Annotated in this window: 23 protein-coding genes; 6 read left to right on the top strand and 17 right to left on the bottom strand. The window is 60.3% G+C overall.

Features of this window, described 5'->3' with window-relative positions:
* Positions 1-12: 12 nt before the first annotated feature.
* From TPEN_RS06050 to TPEN_RS06025, 6 genes are all read right to left on the bottom strand, one after another.
* On the bottom strand, positions 13-1083 hold the full coding sequence (locus tag TPEN_RS06050) for an ABC transporter ATP-binding protein (protein ID WP_011752840.1): 1071 nt from the start codon (positions 1081-1083) through the stop codon (positions 13-15).
* Between the two features lie 6 nt (positions 1084-1089).
* On the bottom strand, positions 1090-1926 hold the full coding sequence (locus TPEN_RS06045; RefSeq protein ID WP_011752839.1) for a carbohydrate ABC transporter permease: 837 nt from the start codon (positions 1924-1926) through the stop codon (positions 1090-1092).
* 10 nt (positions 1927-1936) lie between these two features.
* The gene (locus TPEN_RS06040; protein WP_011752838.1) at positions 1937-2851 is read right to left on the bottom strand and encodes a carbohydrate ABC transporter permease; all 915 of its coding nucleotides are present in this window, start codon (positions 2849-2851) and stop codon (positions 1937-1939) included.
* 31 nt (positions 2852-2882) lie between these two features.
* The gene (locus TPEN_RS06035) at positions 2883-4391 is read right to left on the bottom strand and encodes an ABC transporter substrate-binding protein (protein WP_011752837.1); all 1509 of its coding nucleotides are present in this window, start codon (positions 4389-4391) and stop codon (positions 2883-2885) included.
* Positions 4392-4506: 115 nt separating this feature from the next.
* Positions 4507-5820 carry an ABC transporter permease gene (locus TPEN_RS06030; protein WP_011752836.1) on the bottom strand — a complete coding sequence of 438 codons (1314 nt, stop codon included), beginning with the start codon at positions 5818-5820 and terminating at the stop codon, positions 4507-4509.
* Positions 5820-6551, bottom strand: a complete 732-nt coding sequence (locus tag TPEN_RS06025; protein WP_011752835.1) for an ABC transporter ATP-binding protein — start codon at positions 6549-6551, stop codon at positions 5820-5822. Before TPEN_RS06025 ends, TPEN_RS06030 begins: the two co-directional genes overlap by 1 nt.
* Positions 6552-6642: 91 nt before the next feature.
* Between TPEN_RS06025 and TPEN_RS06020 the strand changes: the two genes are divergently transcribed.
* Together TPEN_RS06020 and TPEN_RS06015 are read left to right on the top strand one after the other, a co-directional pair.
* Positions 6643-7416, top strand: a complete 774-nt coding sequence (locus TPEN_RS06020) for a hypothetical protein (protein ID WP_011752834.1) — start codon at positions 6643-6645, stop codon at positions 7414-7416.
* A complete protein-coding gene (locus TPEN_RS06015; protein WP_011752833.1) occupies positions 7413-7835 on the top strand; it encodes a TlpA family protein disulfide reductase in 423 nt (140 codons plus the stop codon). The genes TPEN_RS06020 and TPEN_RS06015 overlap by 4 nt, the downstream gene beginning before the upstream one ends.
* 3 nt (positions 7836-7838) lie before the next feature.
* On the opposite strand, the gene TPEN_RS06010 is transcribed toward TPEN_RS06015, so the two are convergent.
* The 3 genes from TPEN_RS06010 to TPEN_RS06000 form a co-directional block, all read right to left on the bottom strand.
* Entirely contained in the window at positions 7839-8774 is a 936-nt protein-coding gene (locus TPEN_RS06010) for an NAD-dependent epimerase/dehydratase family protein (RefSeq protein ID WP_052885216.1), read from the bottom strand.
* A gap of 118 nt (positions 8775-8892) precedes the next feature.
* Complete coding sequence (locus TPEN_RS06005) at positions 8893-10797, bottom strand: transglutaminase-like domain-containing protein (RefSeq protein WP_011752831.1); 1905 nt, start codon at positions 10795-10797, stop codon at positions 8893-8895.
* Positions 10798-10838: 41 nt separating this feature from the next.
* Entirely contained in the window at positions 10839-11540 is a 702-nt protein-coding gene (locus TPEN_RS06000; RefSeq protein ID WP_011752830.1) for a glycerophosphodiester phosphodiesterase, read from the bottom strand.
* Between the two features lie 57 nt (positions 11541-11597).
* On the opposite strand from TPEN_RS06000, the gene TPEN_RS05995 reads away from it, so the two are divergent.
* Entirely contained in the window at positions 11598-11960 is a 363-nt protein-coding gene (locus TPEN_RS05995; protein ID WP_011752829.1) for a C-glycoside deglycosidase beta subunit domain-containing protein, read from the top strand.
* Positions 11961-11972: 12 nt separating this feature from the next.
* Here the strand turns inward: TPEN_RS05995 and TPEN_RS05990 are convergent, their stop codons facing one another.
* From TPEN_RS05990 to TPEN_RS05980, 3 genes are all read right to left on the bottom strand, one after another.
* The gene (locus TPEN_RS05990; RefSeq protein ID WP_011752828.1) at positions 11973-13064 is read right to left on the bottom strand and encodes an ABC transporter ATP-binding protein; all 1092 of its coding nucleotides are present in this window, start codon (positions 13062-13064) and stop codon (positions 11973-11975) included.
* Positions 13065-13145: 81 nt separating this feature from the next.
* Positions 13146-15242 carry a transaldolase family protein gene (locus TPEN_RS05985; RefSeq protein ID WP_052885215.1) on the bottom strand — a complete coding sequence of 699 codons (2097 nt, stop codon included), beginning with the start codon at positions 15240-15242 and terminating at the stop codon, positions 13146-13148.
* 67 nt (positions 15243-15309) lie between these two features.
* The gene (locus tag TPEN_RS05980; protein ID WP_011752826.1) at positions 15310-16977 is read right to left on the bottom strand and encodes a CTP synthase; all 1668 of its coding nucleotides are present in this window, start codon (positions 16975-16977) and stop codon (positions 15310-15312) included.
* 81 nt (positions 16978-17058) lie between these two features.
* Here TPEN_RS05980 and TPEN_RS05975 point away from each other — a divergent pair, with 81 nt between their 5' ends.
* Positions 17059-17712, top strand: coding sequence for an HD domain-containing protein (locus tag TPEN_RS05975; protein ID WP_011752825.1), 654 nt, complete (start codon positions 17059-17061; stop codon positions 17710-17712).
* Between the two features lie 111 nt (positions 17713-17823).
* Here the strand turns inward: TPEN_RS05975 and TPEN_RS05970 are convergent, their stop codons facing one another.
* The 5 genes from TPEN_RS05970 to pyrB are packed head-to-tail and all read right to left on the bottom strand — an operon-like array spanning position 17824 to position 22261.
* Positions 17824-18723, bottom strand: a complete 900-nt coding sequence (locus TPEN_RS05970; RefSeq protein ID WP_011752824.1) for a dihydroorotate dehydrogenase — start codon at positions 18721-18723, stop codon at positions 17824-17826.
* 10 nt (positions 18724-18733) lie between these two features.
* Positions 18734-19534: a dihydroorotate dehydrogenase electron transfer subunit gene (locus tag TPEN_RS05965; protein ID WP_011752823.1), complete on the bottom strand. Its 801-nt coding sequence runs from the start codon at positions 19532-19534 to the stop codon at positions 18734-18736.
* A 5-nt stretch (positions 19535-19539) separates the two neighbouring features.
* A complete protein-coding gene (locus TPEN_RS05960) occupies positions 19540-20835 on the bottom strand; it encodes a dihydroorotase (RefSeq protein WP_011752822.1) in 1296 nt (431 codons plus the stop codon).
* Positions 20828-21307 (bottom strand): aspartate carbamoyltransferase regulatory subunit, encoded by a 480-nt coding sequence (gene pyrI, locus TPEN_RS05955; RefSeq protein ID WP_011752821.1) that lies wholly within the window; start codon positions 21305-21307, stop codon positions 20828-20830. Before pyrI ends, TPEN_RS05960 begins: the two co-directional genes overlap by 8 nt.
* 6 nt (positions 21308-21313) lie before the next feature.
* Positions 21314-22261, bottom strand: coding sequence for an aspartate carbamoyltransferase (pyrB, locus tag TPEN_RS05950; protein ID WP_011752820.1), 948 nt, complete (start codon positions 22259-22261; stop codon positions 21314-21316).
* A gap of 117 nt (positions 22262-22378) precedes the next feature.
* Between pyrB and TPEN_RS05945 the strand changes: the two genes are divergently transcribed.
* On the top strand, positions 22379-23059 hold the full coding sequence (locus TPEN_RS05945; protein ID WP_011752819.1) for an HAD family hydrolase: 681 nt from the start codon (positions 22379-22381) through the stop codon (positions 23057-23059).
* Entirely contained in the window at positions 23056-25170 is a 2115-nt protein-coding gene (locus TPEN_RS05940; protein WP_011752818.1) for a glycoside hydrolase family 65 protein, read from the top strand. Before TPEN_RS05945 ends, TPEN_RS05940 begins: the two co-directional genes overlap by 4 nt.
* Positions 25171-25223: the final 53 nt, after the last annotated feature.

Raw genomic sequence — 25223 nt, 5'->3', positions numbered from 1 at the left:
TTAAACCGGGTCTTAAGCTATGAGCTCGCCCGAGGGTTTGTACACGTGCACCTTGGCGTAGTTAAAGGTTACCGATACCTCCGCGCCTATTGTGAGCTTCGACTCCGGCGGGAGTAGCACTCTGAGCAACGTGCCGTCGGGGGCCCTTACGTGCGCTAAAGCCTCCCTTCCCAGCCACTCGACGGAGTACACGAGGAAGCCCTGACCCTCGACGACCTTCACGTCCTCCGGTCTCACCATGAAGATGACCCTGCTCTCACCCTTGACGATCGCCGCTAGGTCGCTCGGTAACTTAAACCTCGACCCGAGCATCTCCAGGTAGTACTCCCCGCCGGCCTCGACTACGTCGGCGTCCACCAGGTTGGCGGCAGGCGAGCCTATGAAGCCTGCAACGAAGGTGTTCGCGGGCCTGTTGTAGAGGTCGTCCGGGGTGCCTACCTGCTGGAGGACGCCCTCGTTCATTACGGCTATCCTGTCGGCCAGGCTTAGCGCTTCCGCTTGGTCGTGGGTAACGTAGATCGTTGTTATACCGAGCTCTCTCTGAAGCCTCTTCAGCTCAGCCCTCACTTCGACGCGTATCTTCGCGTCGAGGTTGCTGAGGGGCTCGTCCATCAGGAAGATGTCGGGTTGCTTGGCTATAGCCCTCGCGAGCGCTACTCTCTGCTGTTGCCCGCCGCTCAGCTGCCTCGGGTACCTGTCCAGCAGGTTGTCGATCCTAAGCATTGAGGCTACCTCCTTCACTCTCCTGTCTATCTCCCCCTTCGGGAGCTTCTTCAGCTTCAGCGGGAAGGCGATGTTCTCGTAGACGGTCATGTGCGGGTAGAGGGCGTAGCTCTGGAAGACCATGCCTACGTTGCGATCCTTCGGTTCGAGGTCGTTCACTATCCTGTCGTCGAAGTATATGTAGCCGCTCGTCGGCTTGTATACTCCCGCGATCATGAGGAGAGTGGTGGTCTTGCCGCAACCCGAGGGTCCCAGAAGGACCATGAACTCCTTGTCGTTAATCGTGAGGTTGAGGTTCTTCACGGCGTTTACTCCTCCCTTAAAGGTTTTCGAGACGTTTTCCAGTACAACCCTAACCATTCCCCCTCACCCCTTTACACCGCCTACCGTGACTCTCACTAAGTACTTTTCACCGACCACGAATATCACGATGACTGGTATTAGATAAATTATGCTCAGCGCGGCTATCAGCGCGAGGTTTATGCCTCCCATCTCCCCGATGAGGCTCCGTATTAGAAGCGAGAACGTCCAGTTCGTCGAGGACTGGATGAACGTGTACACGAAGATGTACTCACCCCACCCGCTAAGGAAGGAGAAAAGACCCACGGCGAATATCCCCGGCTTGACGAGCGGTAGCATAACGCGGAAGAAGGCGCCCAGCCTGCTAGAGCCGTCTACCAGGCTAGCTATCTCTATGTCCCACGGAATGCTGTCGTAGAAGCCTTTCAGCACCCAGACTCCAAGAGGCAGGTCCACGGCCACCTTTACGAGTACCACTCCGAGCAGAGTATTGAGCAGACCCATGGATTTCAGCATGTAGTACAGCGCAATCAGCAAAACAGATGCCGGCACGCCGTGTATGACGAGGAAGGATCCCAGGAGGGCGCTCCTACCCTTGAAGCTGTACCTCGAGATTATGTACCCAGCCATGGAGGATATCAACACTACGATAAGCATGTTTCCTAGCGCGAGGAGGAAAGTGTTGAAGGCTACCGTATACACATTCGGGTAGAGCTTGCTGTACACAGGATCCTCCGCGAAGAGAACCCCGTTTCTCAGAAAGTCGAAGTTCCTCAGCGTGAAGCCCCTTATGTCAACCTGGCTTTCGCTGAATGCGAGCGCTAACAGTAGGACGAGGGGCACTAGCGGTATAACAGCTACTGCCAGAGCGATCATGTGCAGAGCTAGGCTCCTAATCTTCATGCACACCACCTCACTCGAGCACAGGCTCCGCCATAAGTTTATGCAGGCGGAAGACCTTCCAGTACACTACCGAGAGGACAAGGCCTATCACCAGGAGTATTGTCACGAAGACTGCGGCGTAGCCGTACCTCATGGCGGCGAGGTACTGCCCGAACGCCAGGTGGTACGCTTGCAGGATCATGACCTCCGTGGAGTAGTAGCCCGGTCCCCCGTCCAGGGTGAGCAGTATGTACTCGAAGGAGGCTAGCAGGGAGAGGGTCTGGTAGGCGACCACGAAGGCTATGTGCCACTTGATTAGGGGCAGTATTATCCTCCTCACGATCGTCAGACCTGACGCACCGTCAACCTTGGCGGCGACTATGAGGTCCTGGGGTATCGACTTGATCGCGCTACTGAAGATGACCATTCCCAGGCTACACCCTATAAAGCCGTTAACTATGTAGAGGAAGGGCCAGTAATACTTGAAGGTCCAGGGTACCGGCGAGAGGCCAGCGCTCTTCAGCAACGAGTTCAGGAAGCCCGTATCCATAGGTGAGAATATCCACATCATTACGAAAGCCCATATAACGCTCGGAAGAACCCTCGGCAGGTACCAGGCAGCCCTCATGAAGGTTCCTAGCGCATCGTGAACGTGCGTGGAGAGAAGCGCAAGAAGGAGGCCGACCCCGACGTTGAAAGCGAGGGTACCGGTAACGTATATTATGGTGTTCCTAACGAATATCGGCGTGTTAGGATCCGAGACGAACGTCTGGTAGTTAGAGAGACCGACCCACTCCCACTTAAACCTGTAGTCAAGGTTTGTTAAAGAGATTAGGATAGTGAGTACGGAGGGTACGACTAGGAAAAGCACTATGATCGCCGCGGCGGGAAGGAGGAAGAGCGCCATGACGAGGTATTTCGACATCCTCCTAGAAAGCCGCACCATACTTCATCACCAAAAAAATACATTTTTTTATTTATTCTTTTATTATTACGTTATCGCCAAGCGTGGACTGGAGGTTCTGCTTGAAGACCTGCAGAGCCTGGTCGGCGTCGAACTGCCCTGTCTCGATACCCTTTATCGTATTGAATATTATCGTGTTGTAGTCTCCCCATCTCGGGTGCATCGGCTGGTACTGCGCGTACTCTACCATGTAGCCCGTCATAGCGAGGAACTTGTCCTTCGTGTATACAGGGTCGGACAGCTGCCGGTACATTATCGCTAGGTGTGCGCTTTTAACGGCGTGCAACGAGTTGAGGTAGGGGTCGGTAGCCAGGGTTATTATGAGGAACGCGATCTCCGGGTACTTGCATGTCTTCGAGATGAAGTAAGCCTGTGGTTGCGAGAGGGTGACAGGCTTAAGTCCCGGCTCGCCTGCGGGGTAGAGGGCGAAGCCGAACATTTCCCAGAACTTGCTCTCGGAGAGGTTGAAGGAGCCGACCCACTGCCCCTTGTGCCACGTTCCTCCCATCCAGAACAATACTTTACCGGCTACTATTGTTGGGTGAACGTCCCTGTTCCAGTCGAGCGACGTCATCTTATCCGTTATCACCTTATACTTCTGCATCGAGGCCGCGTAGAACCAGTCGAAGACCTTCTTCCAAACCTTCATGTCCGCTACTAGCTTCCCGCTGGTCTCGTCGTAAAGCTTGCCTCCGAATGCCAGGTATACTATGGGCCAGTCAGGGCCAGCAGTCGGGCGGTGCCAGATGCCGTAGCCAGGCGCCACGACTCCCTTGTCGACAGCCTCCTTCGCTACCATCAACATGTCCTGGAGCGTGAACTCGCCCCTTCTGATCTTCTCAGGGAGTGCGTTTATCTGCTCGTCGGTCCACCCGAGCTTCTTGAGGAGGAGCTTGTTGAAGTAGATCGGCCTGGCCTCCGTGTCCTGCGGAATGCCCCATATCTTCCCCTTGTAGGTCACGGAGGACCATAGGCCGGGGATGATGTCATAGTACGTCCAGTTCCAGTACTTCTTCACGTAGTCGTCGAGCGGGATTATCCACCCGTTCTCAGCGAGAACCGCAGACCACACGTGCTCCATCTGGAATATGCAGGGCCCCGTCCCGCCTTCAAGCGCCAGGAATACCTTCTTCCTGTAATCCGTCCAAGACGCCGTGGAGAAGTCTCCCTCAACCTTGACAGTCGCCGGGACGCCCACCACCTTGAATATCTGGTTCAGCCTGTTAGCCGCTTCTACGAGGTTCAGCTGCCTGTATATCGACTCCCTTTCGGGCCCCTGAGTCCACGCGGTGATTACTATCTCGACAGGCTTGCCCTGCTGCGCGGCCATCTGCTGTAGCTGAGCCTTTACGGACTCGAGCTCCTTCTGTAGCTGCTCGTACTGGGATTTGGGCACTACCTCCTCCGCGGGGGCTTTCGGCGCAGTGGAAACTCCTATGAAGTAGCCGGCTAGTAGCCCTACCAGCAGGACTACTACGAGCAGTATCGCTGTGGTCTTCTGCAGGCCTTTTTTCTGGCTCATAGCGTGTTACTGTTCAACTATTACTTCTAATAAACTTTCGTGGAAATGCTTTTATCTTCACAGAGATTAGATCGTTTTCAGGGAAGAAAATACACTCGTTATTCTAGGTATCCCTCTATTTCCGCTTAAGCCTCGATGCTATCCGCTCGACCCTGTACTGCAGGGATGACAGTGTCTCCAGCGAGAAGAACTTGCCCGCCAGGTACATCACCGCTAGGGATAGAGTCAACGAGGCGAGGAGGTAGAGGGGCGCCTCCGGCGGTACCCGTGCGCCGATGATATCCCTGGACATCACTACCGGCTGGGTCACCGGGACCACGTAGAGTAGGGTTTTCAGGTAGACTCCGAGGAACCTCGAGGGGGCAAACGCCACGATGTAGCCTGGTATTAGTACGAGCATGGCTATAGGGCTCATCAACGTGCTCGCAATTCTCACGTCTTTGCTCAGCGCGCCGACCATCACGCCGATAGCGGCCGAGAAGAGGAGGGAGAGCACGAGGCTTGCGGCCAGGAGGGCTACGTCCCCGGTTCCGACGAACTGGGAAAGACCCCCCGCGGAGCCGAGGAGACCTTCCGCGGCTGATGGTCCCGTCATAGCCCAGGCGAAGGTTTGGAGGTAGAGCACTAGGCCTATGACTTCGAGCGCCGACCCCACGAGCGATACTATGAACATGCCGGCAAGCTTCGAGAGCAGTATCTCGGTGCTAGTCACGGGAAGCGTGAGGAGCGTTTCCAGCGTTTTCTCCTCGTTCTCGACTGCCGCCGAGGTGGCGGACATCTGCATGACAACCATAGCCATCGAGAGGACTATCATGGGTACAAGCATCACGGACATCGAGATCCCAGCGAGAGCGGCTGGCGGGTACGGCAACGCCACCCCCTTCGCCTTGACGTACGTCTCCTCCGAGAAGTTCACGGGCCTCCGAACAACCCCCGGCGCAATGCCCGTTCCCTCGAGGATCTTCGAGAGAGCGAAGTCGTCTACCAGCCGTTGAACCGAGCTGGACTCTACCCCCGCGAGGAAGTATATCTCGTCTACGACGCTTATAACGCGTACCTCCGCCCTCCTGCGCGCCGAGAGGCTCTCGCCGAAGCCCTTGTCCAGCACCAGGATGACACTAGCCCCCTTCGCCGAAGCCGCTTCCGCGGCTTTCTCAACGTTGCCCGCGTAGTCCGCCGGTAGCTCTACAACGCTGAGCTTAGAGCGCAGCCATTCGACGAACTCCCTGCTGTACGCCGTGCGGTCCAAGTCGATGACCGCTACTACCTTCGCGCCCTCGACGGCCTGTTGCACGGCGGCCTTCATGGGTATGGAGACCGCGAGCCCTATTACTGGCAGGATAAGGGCCGATATTACGAAGGGGATTATTATCCGGGGGTCGCGGAGCGTGTCCTTAACCTCCTTGGCTACCAGCACGCGTATACGCATCACATCGCCTCACCCCTACCGGCGACCATGAAGAACAGCTCTTCCAGGTTGCGCGCCCCGTGCTCGCTGAGGAGATCCCTCACCTTGCCCTGCAGGAGCACCACCCCCCGATCGATTATCGCGACCTCGCCGCAGACATCCTCCACTTCGAGCATGTTGTGGCTCGATAGGAGGATCGTGGAGCCGTGCTCCCTGGCGAATTCCTTGATCAGTGTCCTTATCTCCTTCGCGTGCACGACGTCCAGCCCCACGGTGGGCTCGTCCAGTATGGCTAGGCGCGGCTTCACCATGAGGGCCCTGGCTACCTGTATCCTCCTTTTCATCCCCTTGCTGTACCCCTTCATCTTCTCGTGTATCTTCTCGCCCAGCGACGCTATCTTGACCCCGAGCTCCAAGGCCTCCTCGGCCTCCCTGCTTCTCCCGAAGTAAAGCTCGGAGACCATTCTGAGGAACTCGTAGCCCGTGAGGTTCCTGTAAGTGCCGGCGTCCTCCGGCAGGTAGGTTACCACCCTCTTGAGCTCAGGGGAGCCGGGCGCCTTGCCGAGCACGAGGACCTTGCCGGAAGTCGGGGGTAGGAGCCCCGCGAGTATCCTGAAGGTAGTCGTCTTCCCGGCACCGTTAGGGCCTATCAACCCGAAAACCTCGCCCTCCTCGACGGCGAAGCTAACCCCTCTCAGCGCCTGGAAGTTCCCGAAAACCTTGGTCAGATTCTCTACCTGAACCGCGTACATTGGAAGTTATACCCGGGATGCGCTAAAAAGCTTTGCTTTTTCGCTAGCAAGTTTTTAATGCTTTATACTCTTCTTTCAACCGTGGCGAACCATGGCTGGGTTTAAGCCTTTCAGCGAGAAGACAGCGCCGCGCGCGCGGCTACTCGAAGAAGTAGTGACCGTGGCGTCCCTCGGTGCTGTTGCCACCTACTTGGGGCTCGAGCTCGCCGCGGTTAACCAGCTACTGCTACCAGCGCTCCAGGTGGCCGCCGTCTACCCCTTCTTCTTCAGGCACGTGAGGGGCGGGAGGCTATGGGTAGCGGCGCTGACCGTCCTGGTGTGGGCTGTCTCGGTGTCGCTACCAGTTATTGCCGCGTCCTATAACTCGAGAGGCTGGGCGTCGGCGAGAGTGATTAACGGGGAGAGCTACGTTAAGGAGATGTTCGAGTGGATAGCCACCGGGAGGGGCGCGGAGGGGGACATCAGCCTCTTTCTAATCCCGAAGCTACGCGAGGTAGCGTTGTTCGCCGCGGCTACCGCCGCCTCCGCCGGGTTGCTGGGGCTCCTCATGGGCGCTATCCTGCTGAACTACATGAACTACTACGTCGGCGTCCTGCTCGCCCATGCGAAGCCGGGCTACCTCCTGCAGGTAGCCCTCCTTTCGTGGCAAGTCTACGCCGTCCTGAGGGTCGTCGGCTACGTTTTCCTGGGAGTCGCGCTGTCGAGAATCGCGGTGCTGGTGTTTTCCCAGAGAAGGCTCGTCGTGGAGGACGAGGCTAGGAGGCTATTGCTCTACGCGCTCGTCTTGATAGCGCTGGACTTCGTGCTTAAGGCAACGGTAGCAAACTCTGTTTACCAGCCGCTCCTCAAGGAGTTCACGGGGTGAGAGGTACGGAGAGGCTTGAGGAGGGGCTGTCGCAGAACGGAGTCTACGTGTACGGGGCTGGGCGCTGGGTACTCTCGGAGAAGATCCCCCTGGACGCCGACGGCTTCTACGTAGTCTACTTTAGCAACACGATGTGCGGGGCGTGCAGGAAATTCAACGAGACGTGGTTCAAGCTCACCAAGGAGCTAAGCGGCGCTACGTTCGTTGTTGTCCTGTGCGACTGGTTCGCGAGATCCTGCCGCTCGGAGACCGCGAAGAGGCTCTTCGAGATATTCGACGTACACGTATCCCCCACTCTCGTCTTCCTGGTACGAGAAAACGGGAAGATAACCAGGATGTACAAGCACGAAGGCACGATAACCGCGGAGGGCTTCCTCGCCGTCTTCGATGCATTCAAGCGGGCACTGGGGGAGAAGTAGCGCTTAGCCGCCTTTAATCGCTTCGAGAGTGGCGAGCCTCACCGCGTCCCTGCTCGTGTACCTCGGGCTCCACCCGAGCTTTTTCAGCTTGCCTATATCTAGGTGCATGTTCTTAACGTCCCCCACCCACCCCCTGCCTCCCATCACGCCACCGGTGAACCTGTACTCAACGTTCGACAAGCCCATCGCGCTGACCACTATGTCGGCAACCTCCCTCACCGTTATGGCGTCCTCGCTCCCCACGTTGTATGCCTCGAAGCCCTCGCCCGTCCTCTCCCAGGCCAGCAGGGTTGCCTCGACCGCGTCCTCTATCCAGACGTAGCTCTTCCTCTGGGTCCCGTCGCCGAGTATCTCGAGGACCCGGGGGTTCTCCCTCAGCTTCCTGACGAAGTCCTTCACCACGCCTCTCGTAGCCCTCGGTCCCACGACGTTCGCGTAGCGAAGCGCAACCCCCTTGAAGCCGAACGTGTGCGTGTAGCTGGATATGAGCGCCTCGCACGCGAGCTTCGAGGCACCGTACACGGATATGGGCTTCAGGGGGCCGTAGTCCTCCGGTGTCGGCAACTTCTCGGCGTCGCCGTAAACGGTGCTCGAAGAAGCGAACACTATGTCCGACACGCCGAGCCTCCTCATAGCTTCAAGCACGTTGAACGTAGCGAAAACGTTGTGCTCGAAGTGCTCCCGGGGATCGCCAACCCTGACCTCGGGGTTCGCGGCGAAGTGGAAAACCGCGTCCACGCCCCGAAGAGCCTTCTCGACGTCCTCCCGGCTCCTCACGTCCCCTCGGACAAACTCAACGTCTCCGAGCACGCTCCTCAGGTTCTCCAGGGAGCCCGAGGACAGGTTGTCGAGCACGACGACCTCGTAGCCGCGCGCAACGAGCCTTTCGACGAGGTGGCTACCGATGAAGCCGGCGCCACCGGTTACCAGTACCCTCACGGATCTAGCCACGAGAACTCTCTAAAAAAGCTTTACGGATCAGCTACGGCCGCACTCTTCACGGCTCCGTAAGCCCTCCGGCTGTTCGTCATCCCAAACCTCAATCGCCAAGCCAAGATTAATGCTTTTTGCGTATTGCACGCACGGCTACGAGCAGGACTGCGACGAGCAGGATTAGCGCGTATAGGGGGACTAGGCGCGAGTAGTCGTACTGGTAAACCTCTACCGCCTCCGTGTATCCCCTCCCCCTCGCCCGGAACTCGATGGTAGCCGGGCACAGGAGTACCGGGGGCTCGTAGACGGCGACGCCGGAGGAGTTCGTCTCCAGGGTCCGAGCCTCGTAGTAGAGGCAGTTGGAGGAGTTCACAGCTACGGTTATGCCGGGTACAGGGGGGCTCACTCTGACTATGAAAGCTGGCCTGCCGAGGAGGGGTAGTCCTTCGACCTCGACGGAAAGCTTGATGGGACGCGGCCTTACCGGTACGACTGCAACGGTGTAGGCTGGCAGGTAGCCCTGCCTCATCGAGAACACCTCGACGGTCCAGTTGCCCGCGTCGCTCGCCGCGAGGACTACGCTCCCGGGGCCTACGAGCCTGTACTCGTAGCGCGAGCCGTTAGGGGCGGTGACGGCGACCTCCGATACCGCGTCCCTAGGCTCCACGCTGACGTTGACCTTGATCAGGTCGCCGTAGAGTAGCTCTCTCGGGTACTTCACTGATAGCTTCACGCTCCCCGACAACCCCTCGTAGGGGTACAAGCGGTACGAGTAGGTAAACTGCGTGCTCACAGAGTCCCGGGAGCCCGCCCTCTCCTCCCCAAGCCCCTTGACCAGCGGGACGTACCCGGGGACAGGAGGGACGAGCCCCACGTACCTCCCGGGGAGTTGCGGCTCTACGGGCACCCACCCGTAGCCCGGCAGGTAGAACTCGGCGTACGCGTGGAGGTACGAGGAGGAGCCTCCGGGCGGCGTAACCACGAGCCCCTCGACGACCCTGGCTGGTAGCCCCGCGGCACGCGCTATGGCGACGTACAGCCGGGCGAACTGGAGGCACATGCCCTGCTTCGCGTGGAGAGCCCAGAGGGCTCCTAGGCTCCAGGAGTCCCTTATGCTCCTGAGGGCGTCGTTGTACCTGAGAGTCGAGGAGACGTAGTCCGCTATCCTCGACGCTAGCTGGCGCACCGTGGAGACGCCCGACGAAAGCCTCCTGGCAACCTCGACTATCTCCGGGCTATCGCTCTCTATGTACGGGGACGGGCGCAGGAACTCCTCGAGCCCGGGCGGGAGGCTTCTGAGAGAGTCTATAGGCGCGTCGGCGCTCACCAGACTGACTTCCTGCACCCCTACGAAGCTGACTTTGAACTCCTTCCTGAACGCCCCCTCGGCTACCTTCTCGTAAACCGCGTACACGTTGCCGAGCTCGTCCTTCTCTACCCTCGAAGGCCTAGGCGACACTACCGGGCCGGCGGCGAAGGTCATGGAGTCGGCCTGGGGGAGCGCTACCCTCAGCTCCCCGACTTCCCCCGTGCCCTCTAGCACGAGCACGTAGGTAACGTTCACGACGTTCCTCCTATCGACGAGCCCCCTGTAGAAGAAGGAGACCCTCCCGCGGGAAACGCTGTTCAAAACCTTCACCGAGACGTCGACGTTGTAGTACCCCCTCAGGGCGGAGGGGGGAAACTCGTAGACGAACGTGAACTCCCACTCCTCGCCAGCGCCCCGGAGGGTGGAGGACCAGTTCCTGGAGTCTTCGCCCACGACTACTCCGAGGGGGTTGGCTACGGACAGCTTGAGGCTCCCCTCGTACCTCGTGCCCGCATCCCCGCGCACCTCCACTACGACCTTGACGGCGACCTTCTCCCCGGCGTTCACAGTCCTGTTAGGCCTCTCGACAAACACGCCGCCTACTAGAGTCCCGACCTTGACTGTTAAGCCTGTAACCTCGACCCCCGGAGACCCGGAGCTCTCAGCTACCGAGAAAACCACCAAGAGGAGGAGCACAACCGCGGAAAGCCTTCTCGCCACGTACCTAGGAAAAACGCCGAGACCTATAAACTTTGAGAGTGCTAGCCTCCCGTGAACCTAAGCCTGCGTGCAAGCAGGCAAGGGTCGTCCGTTATTACCCCGTCGATCCCCAGCCTGTAGAGCCGCTCCGCGACCTCCGGGTCGTCCACGGTCCACGTTATCACCTTGAAGCCCCGCTTCTTTATCCTCTCGACAAGGTCGCGGCTCAGCGCCTCGTAGTACGGTAGCAAAGCCTCTGCACCCAGCTTTTCGGCTATCTCGAGGTACTCGTCGTCCCACTCTTCGAGCAGTACACCCACGCTCACCTCCGGCGCCAGCTCCTTGACTCTCCGCAGAGCCTCGGGTACAAACGACGTTACCAGCGCGTCGTCGACCATCCGCAACTCTCTCAGGGAATCCACGACCTCAGCCTCCGCCCCCACGACCTTAAGCTCTATATCCACGCTCAGCCTGCCCTTAGCCAGGGAGAGAACCTCCCTGAGAGTCGGGATACGCGCCCTGCCCCCCACCCTGACCCCGAGCAACTCCGAGTAGGTCTTCTCGCTCACCCTACCCTTAACCCCCGCAACCCTCTCTAACTCGTCGTCGTGCGCCACGACGACGCCGTCACGCGTCAAGCGCACGTCGAACTCGATACCCGTAGCCCCGCACTCGTAGGCCTTCAGAAAGGAGGGGAGGGTGTTTTCCGGCTCCAGCGCGGCTGCGCCCCTATGACCCGTCAAGCTGAAGTTTTTCCCGGGCACGCGTAGAGAAGCCCCAAAAAATATTTATCTTTAGCGCGCAAAGAATTATCGATAGCTATGGCATTCCTTCCGCGAGCCCTTCTCAAAAGGCTGTACGTGAAGGGTAGCATGAAGCTCGAGCACGGCTACCTCTCCTTCAAGCTCAAGAACAGCCTGGCAACAGCTTCTCTCAACGCCCCGGTGAAGGTGAAGGTTGACGACGCAGAGGTAAAGCCCGAGGAAGTAGTGATAGTCGTCTCCGGAAGAACACTGAAGTCCTCGGAGATCTCCGAGGCCAACCCGGTGGAGGTCCCGGTGGGGACCGAGGTAGAGGTGAGAATCCCCGGTAGCTACGCGCCCGGCAAGCATAAAGTAGCCTTGGAGATCTCGGTGAAAGGGTACGGTAGGGGAAGCTTCGAGGTAGAAGACGAGGCAAAATAACCCTGAAAATTTCTAGACTAGGGCTTTTCCTGTCTTCTTGTCGAACACGTGGGCGTACTGTAGCTGGAAGCCTATGTATATCTTCTCTCCCGGAGAGGCCTCGAAGTGCCCGGGGTACTTCGCCTTGAGTATAGCGTCTCCATGCTTGAAGTCGATTATCGTCTCCGATCCTAGGGGCTCCGTTACGAAGACCTCCGCGGCGAAGCTCCCGGGGAACTCCTGCTTGCTAACGGTGATGTGCTCAGGCCTTATACCGAATATGACCTCGCTCGGCACGCCCTGCTTTATCAGCACCTCGGAGGCGTCCTTGGGGAGCCTGATGCGGTAGATCCCCGTGTCGAGCACGACCGTGTCGTCTTCAACCTTCGCCGAGGCGTCTACGAAGTTCATCGCCGGGGCTCCTATGAAGCCCGCAACGAAGGTGTTCGCGGGCCTGAAGTAGAGCTCGGCGGGGTCTGCGAGCTGCATTATCTTCCCCTCGTTCATCACAGCTACCCTGTCCGCCATGGTCATAGCCTCCGCTTGGTCGTGGGTAACGTAGATCGTTGTTATGCCGAGCTCTCTCTGAAGCCTCTTCAGCTCAGCCCTCATGTACACCCTCAGCTTTGCGTCGAGGTTGCTGAGAGGCTCGTCCATCAGGAAGACCTGTGGCTGCCTCACGAGAGCCCTACCCAGGGCGACCCTCTGCTGTTGCCCGCCGCTCAGCTGCCTCGGGTACCTGTCCAGCAACTCCTCTATCCTCAGGAGCTTTGCCACCTCTCTGACTCTGCGGTCTATCTCGTCGGCCGGCAGCTTCCTTATCCTGAGCGGGAAAGCGATGTTATCGTATACCTTCATGTGCGGGTAGAGAGCGTAGTTTTGGAACACCATCGCCACGTCCCTATCCTTGGGCGGCAGGTCGTTCACGAGCCTGTCCCCGATGTAGATCTCTCCCTCGTCTGGCGTCTCTAGCCCGGCTATCATCCTCAGGGTAGTGGTCTTCCCGCACCCGCTGGGGCCGAGGAGAACGAGGAACTCGCCGTCCTTAGCCTCGAAGGAGACCCTGTCGACGGCAACCACTTTTCCAAACCTTTTCACAAGATCTTTGACGGCTACACGTGCCAAAGCCCTCCCACCACCTACTTTTTAGCGGTAACTAGATAAAAGCTTTCCCCCAAATATATTTTTACTAATATGGGAAGTTTATCATTTCGCGGCGAGGCGCTTGGCGAGCTCCAAGCACCTGGATCTAAACTCGTTGTAGGCGTTCGTGAAGCCCTTCATCGTCTTAACCCTGGGGCCGAAGGAGACCCATTCCTCCGGCTTCAACCCGCCGCTTCCGAGGAGCTCGGCGCCGGGTATCCCCACCTCTCTGAGCACTCTTAAGAGCTCCTCTGTAAGCTCGTAGGCCTTTCTGAAGTCCTCCATCTTCACTAAGAGCTCCTCCACCTCCCTGGGGGCACCTCTGAGCACGGCGTTAGCGTAGTCCTCCAGGCGGACCTTGCCGCTTGCGTACGCCATGTGCACGTTCAGCTGGTGGTTCGGGAACTCCGTGTTCGTCATGTTCCTCGCGGCGAGCGTGTAGAGGGTGTCCTCGGGCTTCCTCTTCGAGGCCGGCAACACGTCTATGCCGCCGAGCACCTCGACTGCCTCGTCGTAGCTGAGCCCGTACCTGGAGACGAGGTAGGCTATCCACCTCGGCATGTTCTCGTCGCTGAAGAATATACCCCAAACCCTCCTGGCAACCAGCGTCCCGGAGAGGCTTATCGCCTCCTCCCAGGCGGCCAGGCAGGCCTCGACCTCCTCGCGTGTAGCCCCGCAGACCCTCGCTTTCAGCAGGAACTCGGCGAGCCGCGGATCCTTCAAGGACTTCACGTAGGCCTGGCTCGCTACGAGCTCTGCCTTCTCGTCGAGCGTCTCCGCCCTCACGCTGTAGCCCCAGCCCGTGGGAGCCTCCCAGGGCTTACCGGGCTCCGCCCCTTGTACTCCGAGCTCCCTGGCTAGCCGCGCGAGCTCCTCCTCTGGGTTTTCGAGCTGCCTGAGGGCCGTCTTTATGAGCTCCGCCGCCTTGACCTCCCGGAGGTGGGCCTCTAGCCTGCCGCCCATGTTAGTCTCGTAGGACTTCGTGAGCTTGACCCCCTTCTTGACGGCCTTCGCCCTTCCGTCGAGCTTGGCGAGGATGAGTTGCACCTCCTGGGAGACGGCGAACGTAACCGTGTTGTTCGTGCCTATGCCCATGCTCTCGAGCATCCTCGTGATCTCTATCGCCGCCTCGCTACTACCGGCAACCTTGAAGACTATGTTGGGCCTCCCCCTCTCCATGGTGCTGGGCCACCCCCAGAGAAGGTACTCGTCGTACTTCTCGAAGTACTCCTCGCTGAGCCTGTATATCTTCAACGCGTCCCTAACGCTACCCTCCACGCTGTCGGCGACGTTGGGGTTCAGCTGGTAGCTTATCATCCCGTCCTTGAAGTCGAGGAGGTGCGCGACGGGTCGGAAGACCTCCATGTTCGGCCAGAGGGCTATGAGTGTAGCCGCCATTGCGAGCTCGTCCGGGTCGCTCTCGGCCCTCTCAACGAGCTCCGGGTGCCTTCTCAGGTACTCCTCGAAGGCCTCCCAGAGCCCGGGGTCGTCCTTGTACGCCTCCGCTGCGAGAACGGGGTTCGTCGAGACCTGGACGAAGCCTAGGCGCCTAAGCCACCTCAGCCCCAAGGCGTAGTCGTTGCCGAAGCGGCAAAGCCCGAGCTTGTACATCCTGTAGTAGGCGTTCCCCTCTATAACCCTCCTCGCGCCGGCCAGGAAGCTTGAAGCGGGGTGGCGCCAGTCGACCTGCCTCTCTATCTCCTCGGACATCCACCTCAGCATGCTCTTAGCCCTAGGGTTGCTCGACATGACCTTCCCCATGTCGGAGAGCATGCCCTTAACGACCGCGGACGCCGCCTCTCTGACCCTCTCGTCCTCCTCCAGCTCCCCGAGGAAGCTCACCGCGAACCGGTAAGCCTTCTCGGACTCGGCGGCGGGGACGCCTGCCCACACGGCTTCGAAGCCTACACTGTTAAGACCCACCTCTACCAGGAGCTTCACAGCGTTACGGGCGAGCTCCAGCCCCGCGTCCCCGCGTAGCAACAGCCCGACCCTCCTGACGACCTGCCCTACGAGCTCCGAGTACCTGGGCGCCGTGAGTGGGTTGAGCAAGTGGTCCGCGCCTAGCTCCGGGAAGCCCTGCGACGCTAGGAAAACCGCGAGCCCCGCGTGGCCCCTTGCTGGCGGCGGGGACGGGAGATCCCATATAGTCTTCGGCATGCCAACCGCTTTTCTACGCCGCAAAAACACTATATTTTCGATGTGCATCAAGCTTAATAAGCAGTGGCTAGCCTCCGCGGGCCCGCTTGTACCTTAGAGCCGCCTTGAGGAACTCTAGGTAGACGGGCGATGGCCTCGCGGGCCTGCTCTTGAACTCCGGGTGGAACTGTACCCCGACTATCCAGGCGTCACCCGCAACCTCTATCGAGTTTATAATCCTGCCCGAGGGATCCGTGGACGAGACGACGAGACCGTGCCTCTCGGCGAGCTCGCGGTACGCGGGGTTGATGTGGTAGCGGTGCCTGAACCTCTCGTAGATGAGCTCGGACTTGTAGGCCTCGAAGAGCCTCGTCCCGGGGACTACCTTCACGGGGTGGGCGCCGAGCCTCATCGTTCCCCCCTTGAACGCGACCCCCTTCTGCTCGGGGAGGAGGTCGACTACCGGGTGGGGGGTCTCCGGGTCTATCTCCGTCGAGTGGGCGCCGGCGAGGCCGACCCTGTACCTCATGAACGCCACGAATAGTAGTTGCGCGCCGAAGCATATCCCGAGGAACGGCTTCCCGGTGTCCAGCGCGTACCTCGCGGCTTGGATCATGCCCTCGACGCCCCGGGACCCGAAGCCCGGCGTCAGCAGTATACCGTGCGACGAGTCGAGAACCTCCCTCACCTTCTCGGGGTTCTCTTCTATGTCCTCCGCCTCGATGTAGAGCCTCTTCACCTTCGCGCCTAGGTGGGCCCCCGCGTGGGAGAGAGCCTCGTTTATGCTGATATAGGAATCCTGTATCATCGTGTACTTACCGGGCATGGCGACGACCACCTCCTCGCTGTACTTCACGAACCTCTCGGCGACCCTCCTCCACTCCTCGAAGCGCGCGGCGTCCAGCCGCCCGTCGAGGCGGAGTACCCTGCAGAGGTAGTCCCCGAGCCCCTGCTCCTCCAGGACTACGGGCAGGAGGTACACAGACTCCAGGTCGGGGTCGGAGAACACCGCTTCCAGCGGTACGCTGGAGTAGAGGGCTATCTTCCTGCGGATATCCTCTGGGAGGGGCCTGTCGGACCTGCCTATAACCACGTCCGGCTGAAGCCCCATGCTCTGGAGCTCCTTCACGCTGTGCTGCGTGGGCTTCGTCTTCAGCTGGCCGAGAGACGAAAGGTAGGGCACCAGCGTCACGTGTACGAGCGCGGTGTAGCCCGGCGGATACTCCAGCCTGAACTGGCGGATGGCCTCGAGGAAAGGCATAGCCTCTATGTCTCCCACGGTGCCGCCGACCTCGACTACGAGCACGTCGGGCCTACTCCTCTCGGCGACGGCCCTTATCCTCCTCTTTATCTCCTCCGTGACATGGGGTATCACTTGGATCGTCCTGCCCAGGTACTCCCCCATGCGCTCCTTCAGGATGACGCTGAGGTAGACCTGCCCCGACGTGATGTTGTTCGAGGGGTGCATGTTGACGTCGAGGAAGCGCTCGTAGGTCCCGAAGTCCTGGTCTATCTCGGCTATCGTGAACCTGTAGCCCGGCGCCGGCTCAAACTCCCACACCTCCTCGCAGACGAAGACCTCTCCGTGCTCGACGGGGTTGAGTGTCCCCGGGTCGACGTTGAGGTAGGGGTCGATCTTTATCATGTCGACCTTGAAGCCCCGGAGCTGCATGAGCTTCCCTATCGAAGCCGCGACAGCCCCCTTCCCGAGCCCGCTGACAACACCGCCAGTCACGAATACGTAGCGGGTCTGCATAGACGGTTATGCGGCTACGCACCTAAAAGCCTTTTCGCGCGTCACGTAAGGCTCTTATAGCCGGGCTTCGTGGGTTGAGGCGTGCTCCTGGAGGTAGTAGAGGGCGAGATGCTCAGGAGGGTCGCCGAGGAGGCTGTGAAGTTCTACAGAGGCTCGCACCACGATCTCTCGCACGTGGAGAGAGTCTACAGGCTGGCGATGCGCATAGCCAGGGAGCTTGGCGCGGGGGTCGACCTGGAGGTTCTCGGAGCAGCCGCGATCCTGCACGACGTGGCTAGGTCCATGGAGGACGAGGGGCTCGTCGAGGACCACGCCCGGGAGGGGGCGAGGATCGCCCGCGAGATCCTGAAGAGGGTGGGCTTCCCGGAGGATAAGATCGAGAGAGTTGCGTACTGCATCGAGGCGCACAGGTACAGGGGAGGCGGGAGGCCTTCCAGCATCGAGGCCCAGATACTCCAGGACGCGGACAGGCTTGACGCTCTTGGGGCTATCGGGGTGGCAAGGGCCTTCGCGAGGGGAGGGGCTCGCGGCACGCCCTTCTACGACCCCTCTAAGCCCCCGAAGGAGAGGTACGACGGACATTCGGAGACCGTTGTCAACCACTTCTACGAGAAGTTACTCAAGGTGAAGGACACCCTGAACACAGAGCCTGCGAGGAGGATCGCCGAGGGTAGGCACAGGTTCATGGAGGAGTTCCTCGAGAGGTTCCTGAAGGAGTGGGTGGGGGAAGCCTAGCCCGCGGGGGAAAAAGAGATAAACAGGGGGCGCGGTGATGGCTGTAGGCGCTGATGTGTGGGGACCTCTCTGAGCGGTGAGGAGGCTTCCAGTCTCCCTTGCTGAGCCCCGCTACTTGTGCGCTAGCCCCACTATGCTCTCAACGCTTGGGAAGCCCTCGTCCCGCAGGTACCTCTCGATGCCCCCCAGGATCTCCCCTATGACCTCGAAGCCCCTCTTGAGGGCGGTGCCGACCCCTACGGCGGACGCGCCCGCGAGGATCAGCTCGACCGCCTCGACCCACCCCTCTACGCCCCCGGTGCCTATTACGGGGACTTCGGGGAACTCTCGGTGCAACTCGTAGACGACCCTGACCGCTATGGGGTGTATCGCCCTGCCCGAGAGCCCTCCCACGACTCCCCCCAGCACGGGCTTCCTGGCGTAGACGTCGATTACCATGGCTTTCGCGGTGTTTATCGCCGTGAACCCGTCGACGCCGGCGCTGTAAGCCTTCCTCGCGACCGCCAGGTAGTCCCCGTGGGGGCTCAGCTTCAGGAAGACCCTGTACCCGGAGGACTTGAGGGCGGAGACTATGCCGTAAACGGCGTCGGGGTCGGACATGAGGTCTGCTCCCAGCCCCTTCACGTGCGGGCAACTCGCGTTGAGCTCTAGGGCGTCGAAGCCCTCGAGCGCCTCTGCGATGCGTAGCGCCTCGTCGGGCGTGCTCGCCCCTATGCTCGCGATGACCGGTATGCCGAGGACCCGCCTGGCTTCGCGCAGGATCCTTCCCATCTCCTCTGCGCCGGGGTTCGGGAGTCCCATAGAGTTCACGAGCCCGTAGTCCAGCTCGTAGACCACGGGGTTGGGGTAGCCCTCCCTGGGGTTCAGCGTCACGGTCTTCGAGGTGACGGCGCCTGCGCCCGCGTCCTCAGCCCTCTTCATGAGCCCGACGCTGACCCCGAGGACTCCCGACGCCACTACGACGGGGTTCCTCAGCCGCAACCCGGCGACCTCCACAGAGAGCTCCACCATCGACGCCACCTCACGGGGGCAACGGGACCCTCCTTCCCGAGTGGTCGCGCCAGTACCTACCGAAGTCCTCCAGCGATAGCAGGGTCTCCCCGTCGAAGACCGGTCCGTCCGAGCACACCCTCAGCCCCAGCGGCTCCAAGGCGCACGCCCCGCAGACGCCGACTCCGCACTTGATTATCCTCTCAAGGGACGCCTGAACCCTCACCCCCGCCTCCACGGCCCTCCTCACGACCTTCTCCATCATCAGCTCCTTCCCGCACGTGTAGACGGCGTCGTAGCCCCCGCCCGGGAAAACGCGCTCGAAGAGGTCGACCGCTGTACCCTTAAAGCCCTCGCTACCATCCTCCGTCGCGACCCAGACCTCCCCGGCAACCCTCCTGAAGTCCTCGACCAGCAGGGCGTGCTCGCGCGACCGGAAACCCAGCACCGCGTGCACAGTTGCCCCGGCCCCGGACAACCTTTCTGCCAGGTAGAGCAGGGGGGCTGCCCCGTACCCCCCGCCCACCAGCAGGGCTTTACGCGCGTCGAGCCTGAAGCCCCTCCCGAGCGGCCCCCTCACGAACACGTAGCCCCCCTCCGCGACCCTCTCGTGCATGTAGCCGGTAGCCCTACCCTTCCTCGCGACAACGAGCCTGAGTGCGCCGCCCTTCTCGCCGGCCACGCTGACGGGGAACTCGCCAACCCCGGGGAGCCACACCATGACGTACTGGCCGGGCTGGGAGCCGAAGGGCCTGGAAAGCTCGAGGATGTACATCTTCACGGAGGGGGCTAGGTCCAGGACCTCCGCCACCCTAGCCCTGGTGTACCCCATGCCGCTCACCACCACCGCTCCGGAGCCCCCCGGGGGGCGCGCAGAGAGCCCCTCGCGTCTTCGAAGAACTCTCCCTCGGCGTAGACCATCCTGCCGCGCACGAAGACTGCGTGCGTCTTCGTCGAGAGGCGCCAGCCCTCGAAGGGGGTGTACCTGGCCTTCGACACCATCTCGTCGCCCCTCACAACCCACTCCTCCCTCTTAACGACCACGAGGTCAGCGTCCATCCCCACGGCTATAGCCCCCTTTTCGACGCCGAGGAGGGACGCCGGCCTGGAGCTGTAGAGGTCGATAACGCCGAGCGGTAGCCTGCCGGCGAGCACCTCGCTGAGTAGCAGGTGGAGAGCGAGCTCGAGCCCCGGGAAGCCCGGGGGTGGGTCTTCCGAGGCCTTCTCCTCCGGCGAGTGGGGCGCGTGGTCCGTTACGAGCGCGTCCGGGAGCCCCCGCGCCAGCGCGGAGTAGACCGCCGACCTGTCCGCCTCGCCTCTCAGCGGCGGGTTCACCTTGGCGATCCTGCTGAGAGTAGTCGAGTAGAGGGAGTCGGTGAGGAGTGCGTGGTGGGGCGTAACGTCGAACGTGGCCTTGAGACCCGAGAGCTTCGCCGAGAGGAGCTCCGTCACCGCGGCGCCAGTGCTCACGTGCGTTACATGTACCCATGCCCCGGCCTCCCCGCAGAGCCTCAGGGCCCTCCTCACTCCGCTCAGCTCGGCCTCGGGGGGCCTCGCGTAGCTGTGGGGCAAGCCCCTGGACTCGCGGAACATGCTCGGATCCTCCGCGTGCACTACGAGCGGCTTCCCGAGCTTCGCCATGAGGCGCGCGAAGTAAGCGGCTGACCGCGAAAAGAGCTCCTCTGGGTAGAGCTTCCCGCCCACGAAGAGCTCCGGGCACCGTAGCAACTCCTCGGGGTTCTCCGAGAAGCCCGCATAGAACGCGAAGTCTACGAGGGACTTCTCCCCCGCCCTTCTGAGCTTCTCGGCGAGCCTCTCGCAGGTGTTAGCTGGAGGCTTGTTGTTAGGCATGTCTGCCACGAAGGTCACTCCCCCCTTGACGGCGGCCCGCGACCCGGTGCGCCAGTCCTCCTTGTACTCCTGCCCCGGCTCCCGCATGTGCACGTGTATGTCCACCATGCCCGGGAGCACGAGGTAGCCTTTGCCCAGCTCGATTCTCTCCTCGGCGCTCCCCGCCAGAGCCGGCGAGGACACAGCCGCTATCCTGCCGTCCTCAACGCCTATGGACGCCTCGACTACCCTGCCGCCGATGTAGGCCTTCCCGGTGACCACGAGGTCGAACGCTCTACCCATAGGGGCTCACGAGCTGGTCTACGATCTCGGCCTCGCTGAGCGTTTCCTCGCAGTACGCGCACTTGAGTTTCAGCGGGCTGAGGGAAACCCTGACGAACCTCGGGGTGACGGGCTCCCGCTCCGAGTTCGTGACGCAGTTGGGGTTCGGGCAGCGCAGTATGCCTGTAACCACCGCGGGTGGCTCGACGCGCCTCTTCGACGCTACCTGGAAGTCCCTGATTATGTTTATAGTGGCGGACGGGGCTATGAGGGCTATCTTGTCCACCTCGGAGGGCTCGAGGAACCTCTTCTCGACCTTCACTATGTCCTTCACCCCGAGCTTCCTGCTCGGAACGTTCATGACCACCGCTATCGTTAAGCCCTCCCGGCCCGTGAGTCCGAGGATCTTCAGCACGTTGAGAGCCCTCCCGGCGGGTATGTGGTCGATCACCGTGCCCTCCCTAATCTTCCTGACGAGCAACCCTTCCTCCAAGCCCCCTCACCCCTTCAAGACGAGCTTCAGCAAAGCCATCCTCAGGGGGATGCCCAGCCTTGCCTGCTCGAAGTACTTGGCGTGAGGAGTCCCGTCGACGTCGAACGAGATCTCGTCTACGCGTGGAAGCGGGTGGAGCACGATCAAGCCCTCCTTAGCGTTCCTCAGCAACTTCGAGTCCACGACGTAGCTACCCCTGACCTTCTCGTACTCGGAGGGGTCCGGGAAGCGCTCCCGCTGGATCCTCGTAACGTAGAGCACGTCGAGCTCGCCGATCACCTCCGACGGGGACTCTACCTCCTCGAAGCCCACACCCCTCTCCCTCAAGGCCTCCTTCACGTCTTCCCGCGCCTTGAGAAGCCCCGGCGATATAAGGTAGACCTTCCTCGGCTTGAACAGGGAAAGCCCCAGGATGAAGCTCGCGGCAGCCCTCCCGTACTTCAAGTCCCCGAGAACCCCGTAGACCAGCCCGTCCACAGAGCCCTTCAGCGTCTTGACGGAGTACAGGTCGAGCATGGCCTGCGTGGGGTGGTGCCTCTTTCCGTCGCCGGCGTTTATAACCGGCTTCTCCGCCACCTCCGCCGCGAACCTCGCCGCCCCCTCAAGCCTGTGCCTAACGACTATGACGTCCGCGTAGGCGTCGAGCATCCTCACGGTATCCGCGAAGTTCTCCCCCTTAGCTATAGAGCTCTTCTCGAGCTCGCCCAGGTCTATGCAGGAGCCGCCGAGCCTCAGCATCGCCGCCTGGAAGCTCAGCCTCGTCCTGGTGCTGGGCTCGAAGAAGGCAGTCGCCAACACGTAGCCCCTCAGCTCCCCGCTGAACGCCGAGGGGTCGCGCCGAACCCTGTCCGCCTCCGCGAAGAGGTACTCGAGGTCGCTCCTCGAGAAGTCGAGTATCGACAGGACGTCCCTACCGTAGAAGGGGTTCCCACGAGACCCTAAACCCGAAACCAAATGCCCGCTCCAAACCCCGCCGCCCCGGCTAAAAAGCCTTTCGCGCGGAGCTCCCTGGTAGCCCTCCGCCGGCTTATCAAGGGAAAGTTTATAATTGTTTACTATTCGAAGTAGTATGTGCGTGTCAAGGCATCCTTCGTCTGGGACTTCGACGGAGTAATCGTCGAGACGCCGCACGAAGAAGCCTGGGCGGCGGCGTGCCGTGAGTGGGGGTTAGAGGGCTTCGACCACGAGTTCTACGAGGAGTACGTGTCCGGGCGTCCAAGGCTGGAGGGGGCTAGGAATGTGCTTTCCATGCTGGGTGGGCTGAGCCCCTCGCAACCTGACTTCGAGAAGCGAGTAGCCGAGTTCGCCGAGAGGAAGACCGAGATATACCTCCGGCTAGTCGGCGAAGGGAGGTACAGGGTGCGCCGCGACGTTGTCAACTTCATTAGCTATGCGCGCAGAGAAGGAATACCCCAGGTGCTCGCCTCCGCGTCCCGCAACGTCCTCGTCGTCTTGAGGAAGGAGCCATCCCTCTTGGGGCTTTTCGACGCAGACGTCAGTGGGAGCGGTAGATCCAAGGACGAAGTCCTCTCCTCCGCGCTGAGAGTAGTCAGGGAGCGGTGGCCCGCCGTAGCTTGTAACGTTCTCTTCGAAGATTCGCCGGCTGGAGTCGAGGCCGGGAGGCTCCTGGGCTTCAAGGTCGTGGGCTGCTTCAACCCTAGGCTCGCGGGTAGCGGGGCCAACTACACCGTTGAGAGCTTCGAAGGGCTCAACCCCCTAGACGTTTTGAGAAAGGTGGGGTGTGAGGCTTGAAGAAGTACGCGTTTAGCGATAGGGAGAGGCCTATCAGGAAGATAGCCACGCTTACAACTCTCTCCAACGGTTTTCTCAGCGTCCGCGGGGACCCGGAGACTGCGCCCTCGGAGTACGGCACGCTCGTTGCGGGAGTCTACAGCTATACGCCCATATTCTACAGGGAGCTGGTCAACCTCCCGAGGATAACCCCCGTATACGTGGAGCTAGACGGCGTGCCCATGCTACCCGTCCAGGGTAGCAACGAGTTCCTCCTGGACGCGGAGGGAGGAACTCTGAGCTACAAGGCTATCCTTGGGTCGAGCCTAGGCGAGCTGGAATACGAGAGCCTGAGGCTTACACACAAGAAGTTCAAAGGTATATTCGCGCTACGGTACCGCCTAGCCTCCCGCAACGCCGAGGGGCGCCTCTGCATCAAACACCCCATAGAGCTCGATACCCTCAACGTATCGTCTCCCCCGGAGGTCAAGGTGAAGCTTTACAAAGTCGAGGAAGTATCCGCCGAGGGCTCTTCCCCCTCGCTCTCCGTGAGAACAGCCGACAATGCCTACAGGGTGCTCTACGCCCTGATAGTGAGAGGTAGCCCCGCAGAGCCTAAGAGCTACTACACGGGGAAGGAGGTCGGCTCCTGCTACTGTGTAGACGTGAAGCCGGGCTCCGTGGTCGAAGGGGAAAAGGTTGTGATCGTCGCTCTCAGCAAGGAAGAGCTCGAAAAGTTCAGGGGGATCGCTACCTCGGAGAGCTTCGGTGGGCTTGTTTCTTCTCATGTTGGTTTTTGGAGGGGTTTGTGGGGTAGGGTTGGTTTTAGGCTTTACGGTGATTCTGCACTGGAGGATGCACTTGTCTTTAACGCTTTCCACTTGCTACAATTGTACAATGAGGGTGGAGGGGAGTTTATGCTTCCAGCTAGGGGTTTACACGGCTACGGGTATAGAGGGCATGTTTTCTGGGACTCCGACACCTACTCCCTACCATTCTACCTGCTACTAGAGCCCGAGGCCGCTAGGAAGATACTGGAGTACAGGTGTAGGTGTCTGGGCGCGGCTAGGGAGTACGCTTCCAGTACAGGCTTTAGGGGTGCTAGGTACCCCTGGGAGGGTGTTGATGACTGTAGGGAGGCTACACCCGTAGAGGTTCCTTTAGACCTCGAGGGCTCCAGGAAGGCCTTCATAGAGACTGGTAGGCTTGAACAACACATAACTGCTGACGTAGCATACGCTGTAGACATGTACTACGAGTATACGGGTGACGAGGAGTTCATGGAGAGGTGTGGTTTAAGGATTATATTCGAGACTGCTAGGTTCTGGGCTTCGAGAGTCGAGCTTGGTGGTGACGGCTACTACCACATCCGGGGCGTTATAGGCCCCGACGAGTACCACGTAGGCGTAGACGATAGTTTCTACACGAACGTAATGGCTAGGTACAACCTCGTCCTCGGCGCTAAGTACTACGCTTTATCCCAGTCTAAGCCTGGCTGGCTGAGGGTTGCCGTAGAGGAGGGTGTGAGTAGAGAGGAGGCTGAGGGGTGGCTCGAGGTTGCCGGGAGGGTTAGGGTTCCCTGCGAGCCGGGTGGTTTATGCGAAGAGTTTGAGGGCTACTTCAAGCTTAAAGACTTAGAGGTTTCCAACTGCTTCGGGGATTCCTGTGCTAAAGGCTTAGATGTGGGTTCTACTCGCCTAGTTAAGCAGGCGGATGTTGTTGCTGGCTTGTTTTTGTTGAGGAGGTTTTTCGATAGGAGGGTTTTAGAGGGGAACTACGAGTACTACTTGCGTAGAACTACTCACGCATCCTCGCTATCCCTACCTATGTACGCGGCTATGGCTGCGTACCTGGGTAGAGTGGAGGAAGCTTTAGCGTTGTTGAGGAAAGCTGCCTCCACAGACCTAGAGGATACTTACGGAAACCTTGAAGACGGCTTCCACGTAGCAGCAGCTGCAGGATCATGGATGGCACTACTACTAGGCTTCCTCGGGCTAGAGCCCCGCGGCGGAAAACTGGTCGCGGAGCCACGCCTCCCGGAGGGGCTCGGCGTCGAGCTAAACGTTTGGTTTAGGGGTAAGCTACACAGAGTAGAGGCTAGGGGCTCCGAGTACAGGATAACTGAGCTCTAAAGTTCTTCTAAGTGCGAGAGATTTATATCTCGGCTTTCGGTTAGCCCCCGAGA

Origin of the sequence: Thermofilum pendens Hrk 5, from assembly GCF_000015225.1 — an archaeon.
In the GTDB taxonomy this organism is placed as follows: Archaea; Thermoproteota; Thermoprotei; order Thermofilales; family Thermofilaceae; genus Thermofilum; species Thermofilum pendens.
This window is presented reverse-complemented; position numbering and strand designations above follow the sequence as displayed.

Excerpts from the sequence above, each read along its gene's own strand:
- TPEN_RS06050 (WP_011752840.1), bottom strand. The coding sequence starts at position 1,083 with ATGGTTAGGGTTGTACTGGAAAACGTCTCGAAAACCTTTAAGGGAGGA.
- TPEN_RS06045 (WP_011752839.1), bottom strand. The coding sequence starts at position 1,926 with ATGAAGATTAGGAGCCTAGCTCTGCACATGATCGCTCTGGCAGTAGCT.
- TPEN_RS06040 (WP_011752838.1), bottom strand. The coding sequence starts at position 2,851 with ATGGTGCGGCTTTCTAGGAGGATGTCGAAATACCTCGTCATGGCGCTC.
- TPEN_RS06035 (WP_011752837.1), bottom strand. The coding sequence starts at position 4,391 with ATGAGCCAGAAAAAAGGCCTGCAGAAGACCACAGCGATACTGCTCGTA.
- TPEN_RS06030 (WP_011752836.1), bottom strand. The coding sequence starts at position 5,820 with ATGCGTATACGCGTGCTGGTAGCCAAGGAGGTTAAGGACACGCTCCGC.
- TPEN_RS06025 (WP_011752835.1), bottom strand. The coding sequence starts at position 6,551 with ATGTACGCGGTTCAGGTAGAGAATCTGACCAAGGTTTTCGGGAACTTC.
- TPEN_RS06020 (WP_011752834.1), top strand. The coding sequence starts at position 6,643 with ATGGCTGGGTTTAAGCCTTTCAGCGAGAAGACAGCGCCGCGCGCGCGG.
- TPEN_RS05995 (WP_011752829.1), top strand. The coding sequence starts at position 11,598 with ATGGCATTCCTTCCGCGAGCCCTTCTCAAAAGGCTGTACGTGAAGGGT.
- TPEN_RS05985 (WP_052885215.1), bottom strand. The coding sequence starts at position 15,242 with ATGCCGAAGACTATATGGGATCTCCCGTCCCCGCCGCCAGCAAGGGGC.
- TPEN_RS05980 (WP_011752826.1), bottom strand. The coding sequence starts at position 16,977 with ATGCAGACCCGCTACGTATTCGTGACTGGCGGTGTTGTCAGCGGGCTC.
- TPEN_RS05970 (WP_011752824.1), bottom strand. The coding sequence starts at position 18,723 with ATGGTGGAGCTCTCTGTGGAGGTCGCCGGGTTGCGGCTGAGGAACCCC.
- TPEN_RS05965 (WP_011752823.1), bottom strand. The coding sequence starts at position 19,534 with ATGGGGTACACCAGGGCTAGGGTGGCGGAGGTCCTGGACCTAGCCCCC.
- TPEN_RS05960 (WP_011752822.1), bottom strand. The coding sequence starts at position 20,835 with ATGGGTAGAGCGTTCGACCTCGTGGTCACCGGGAAGGCCTACATCGGC.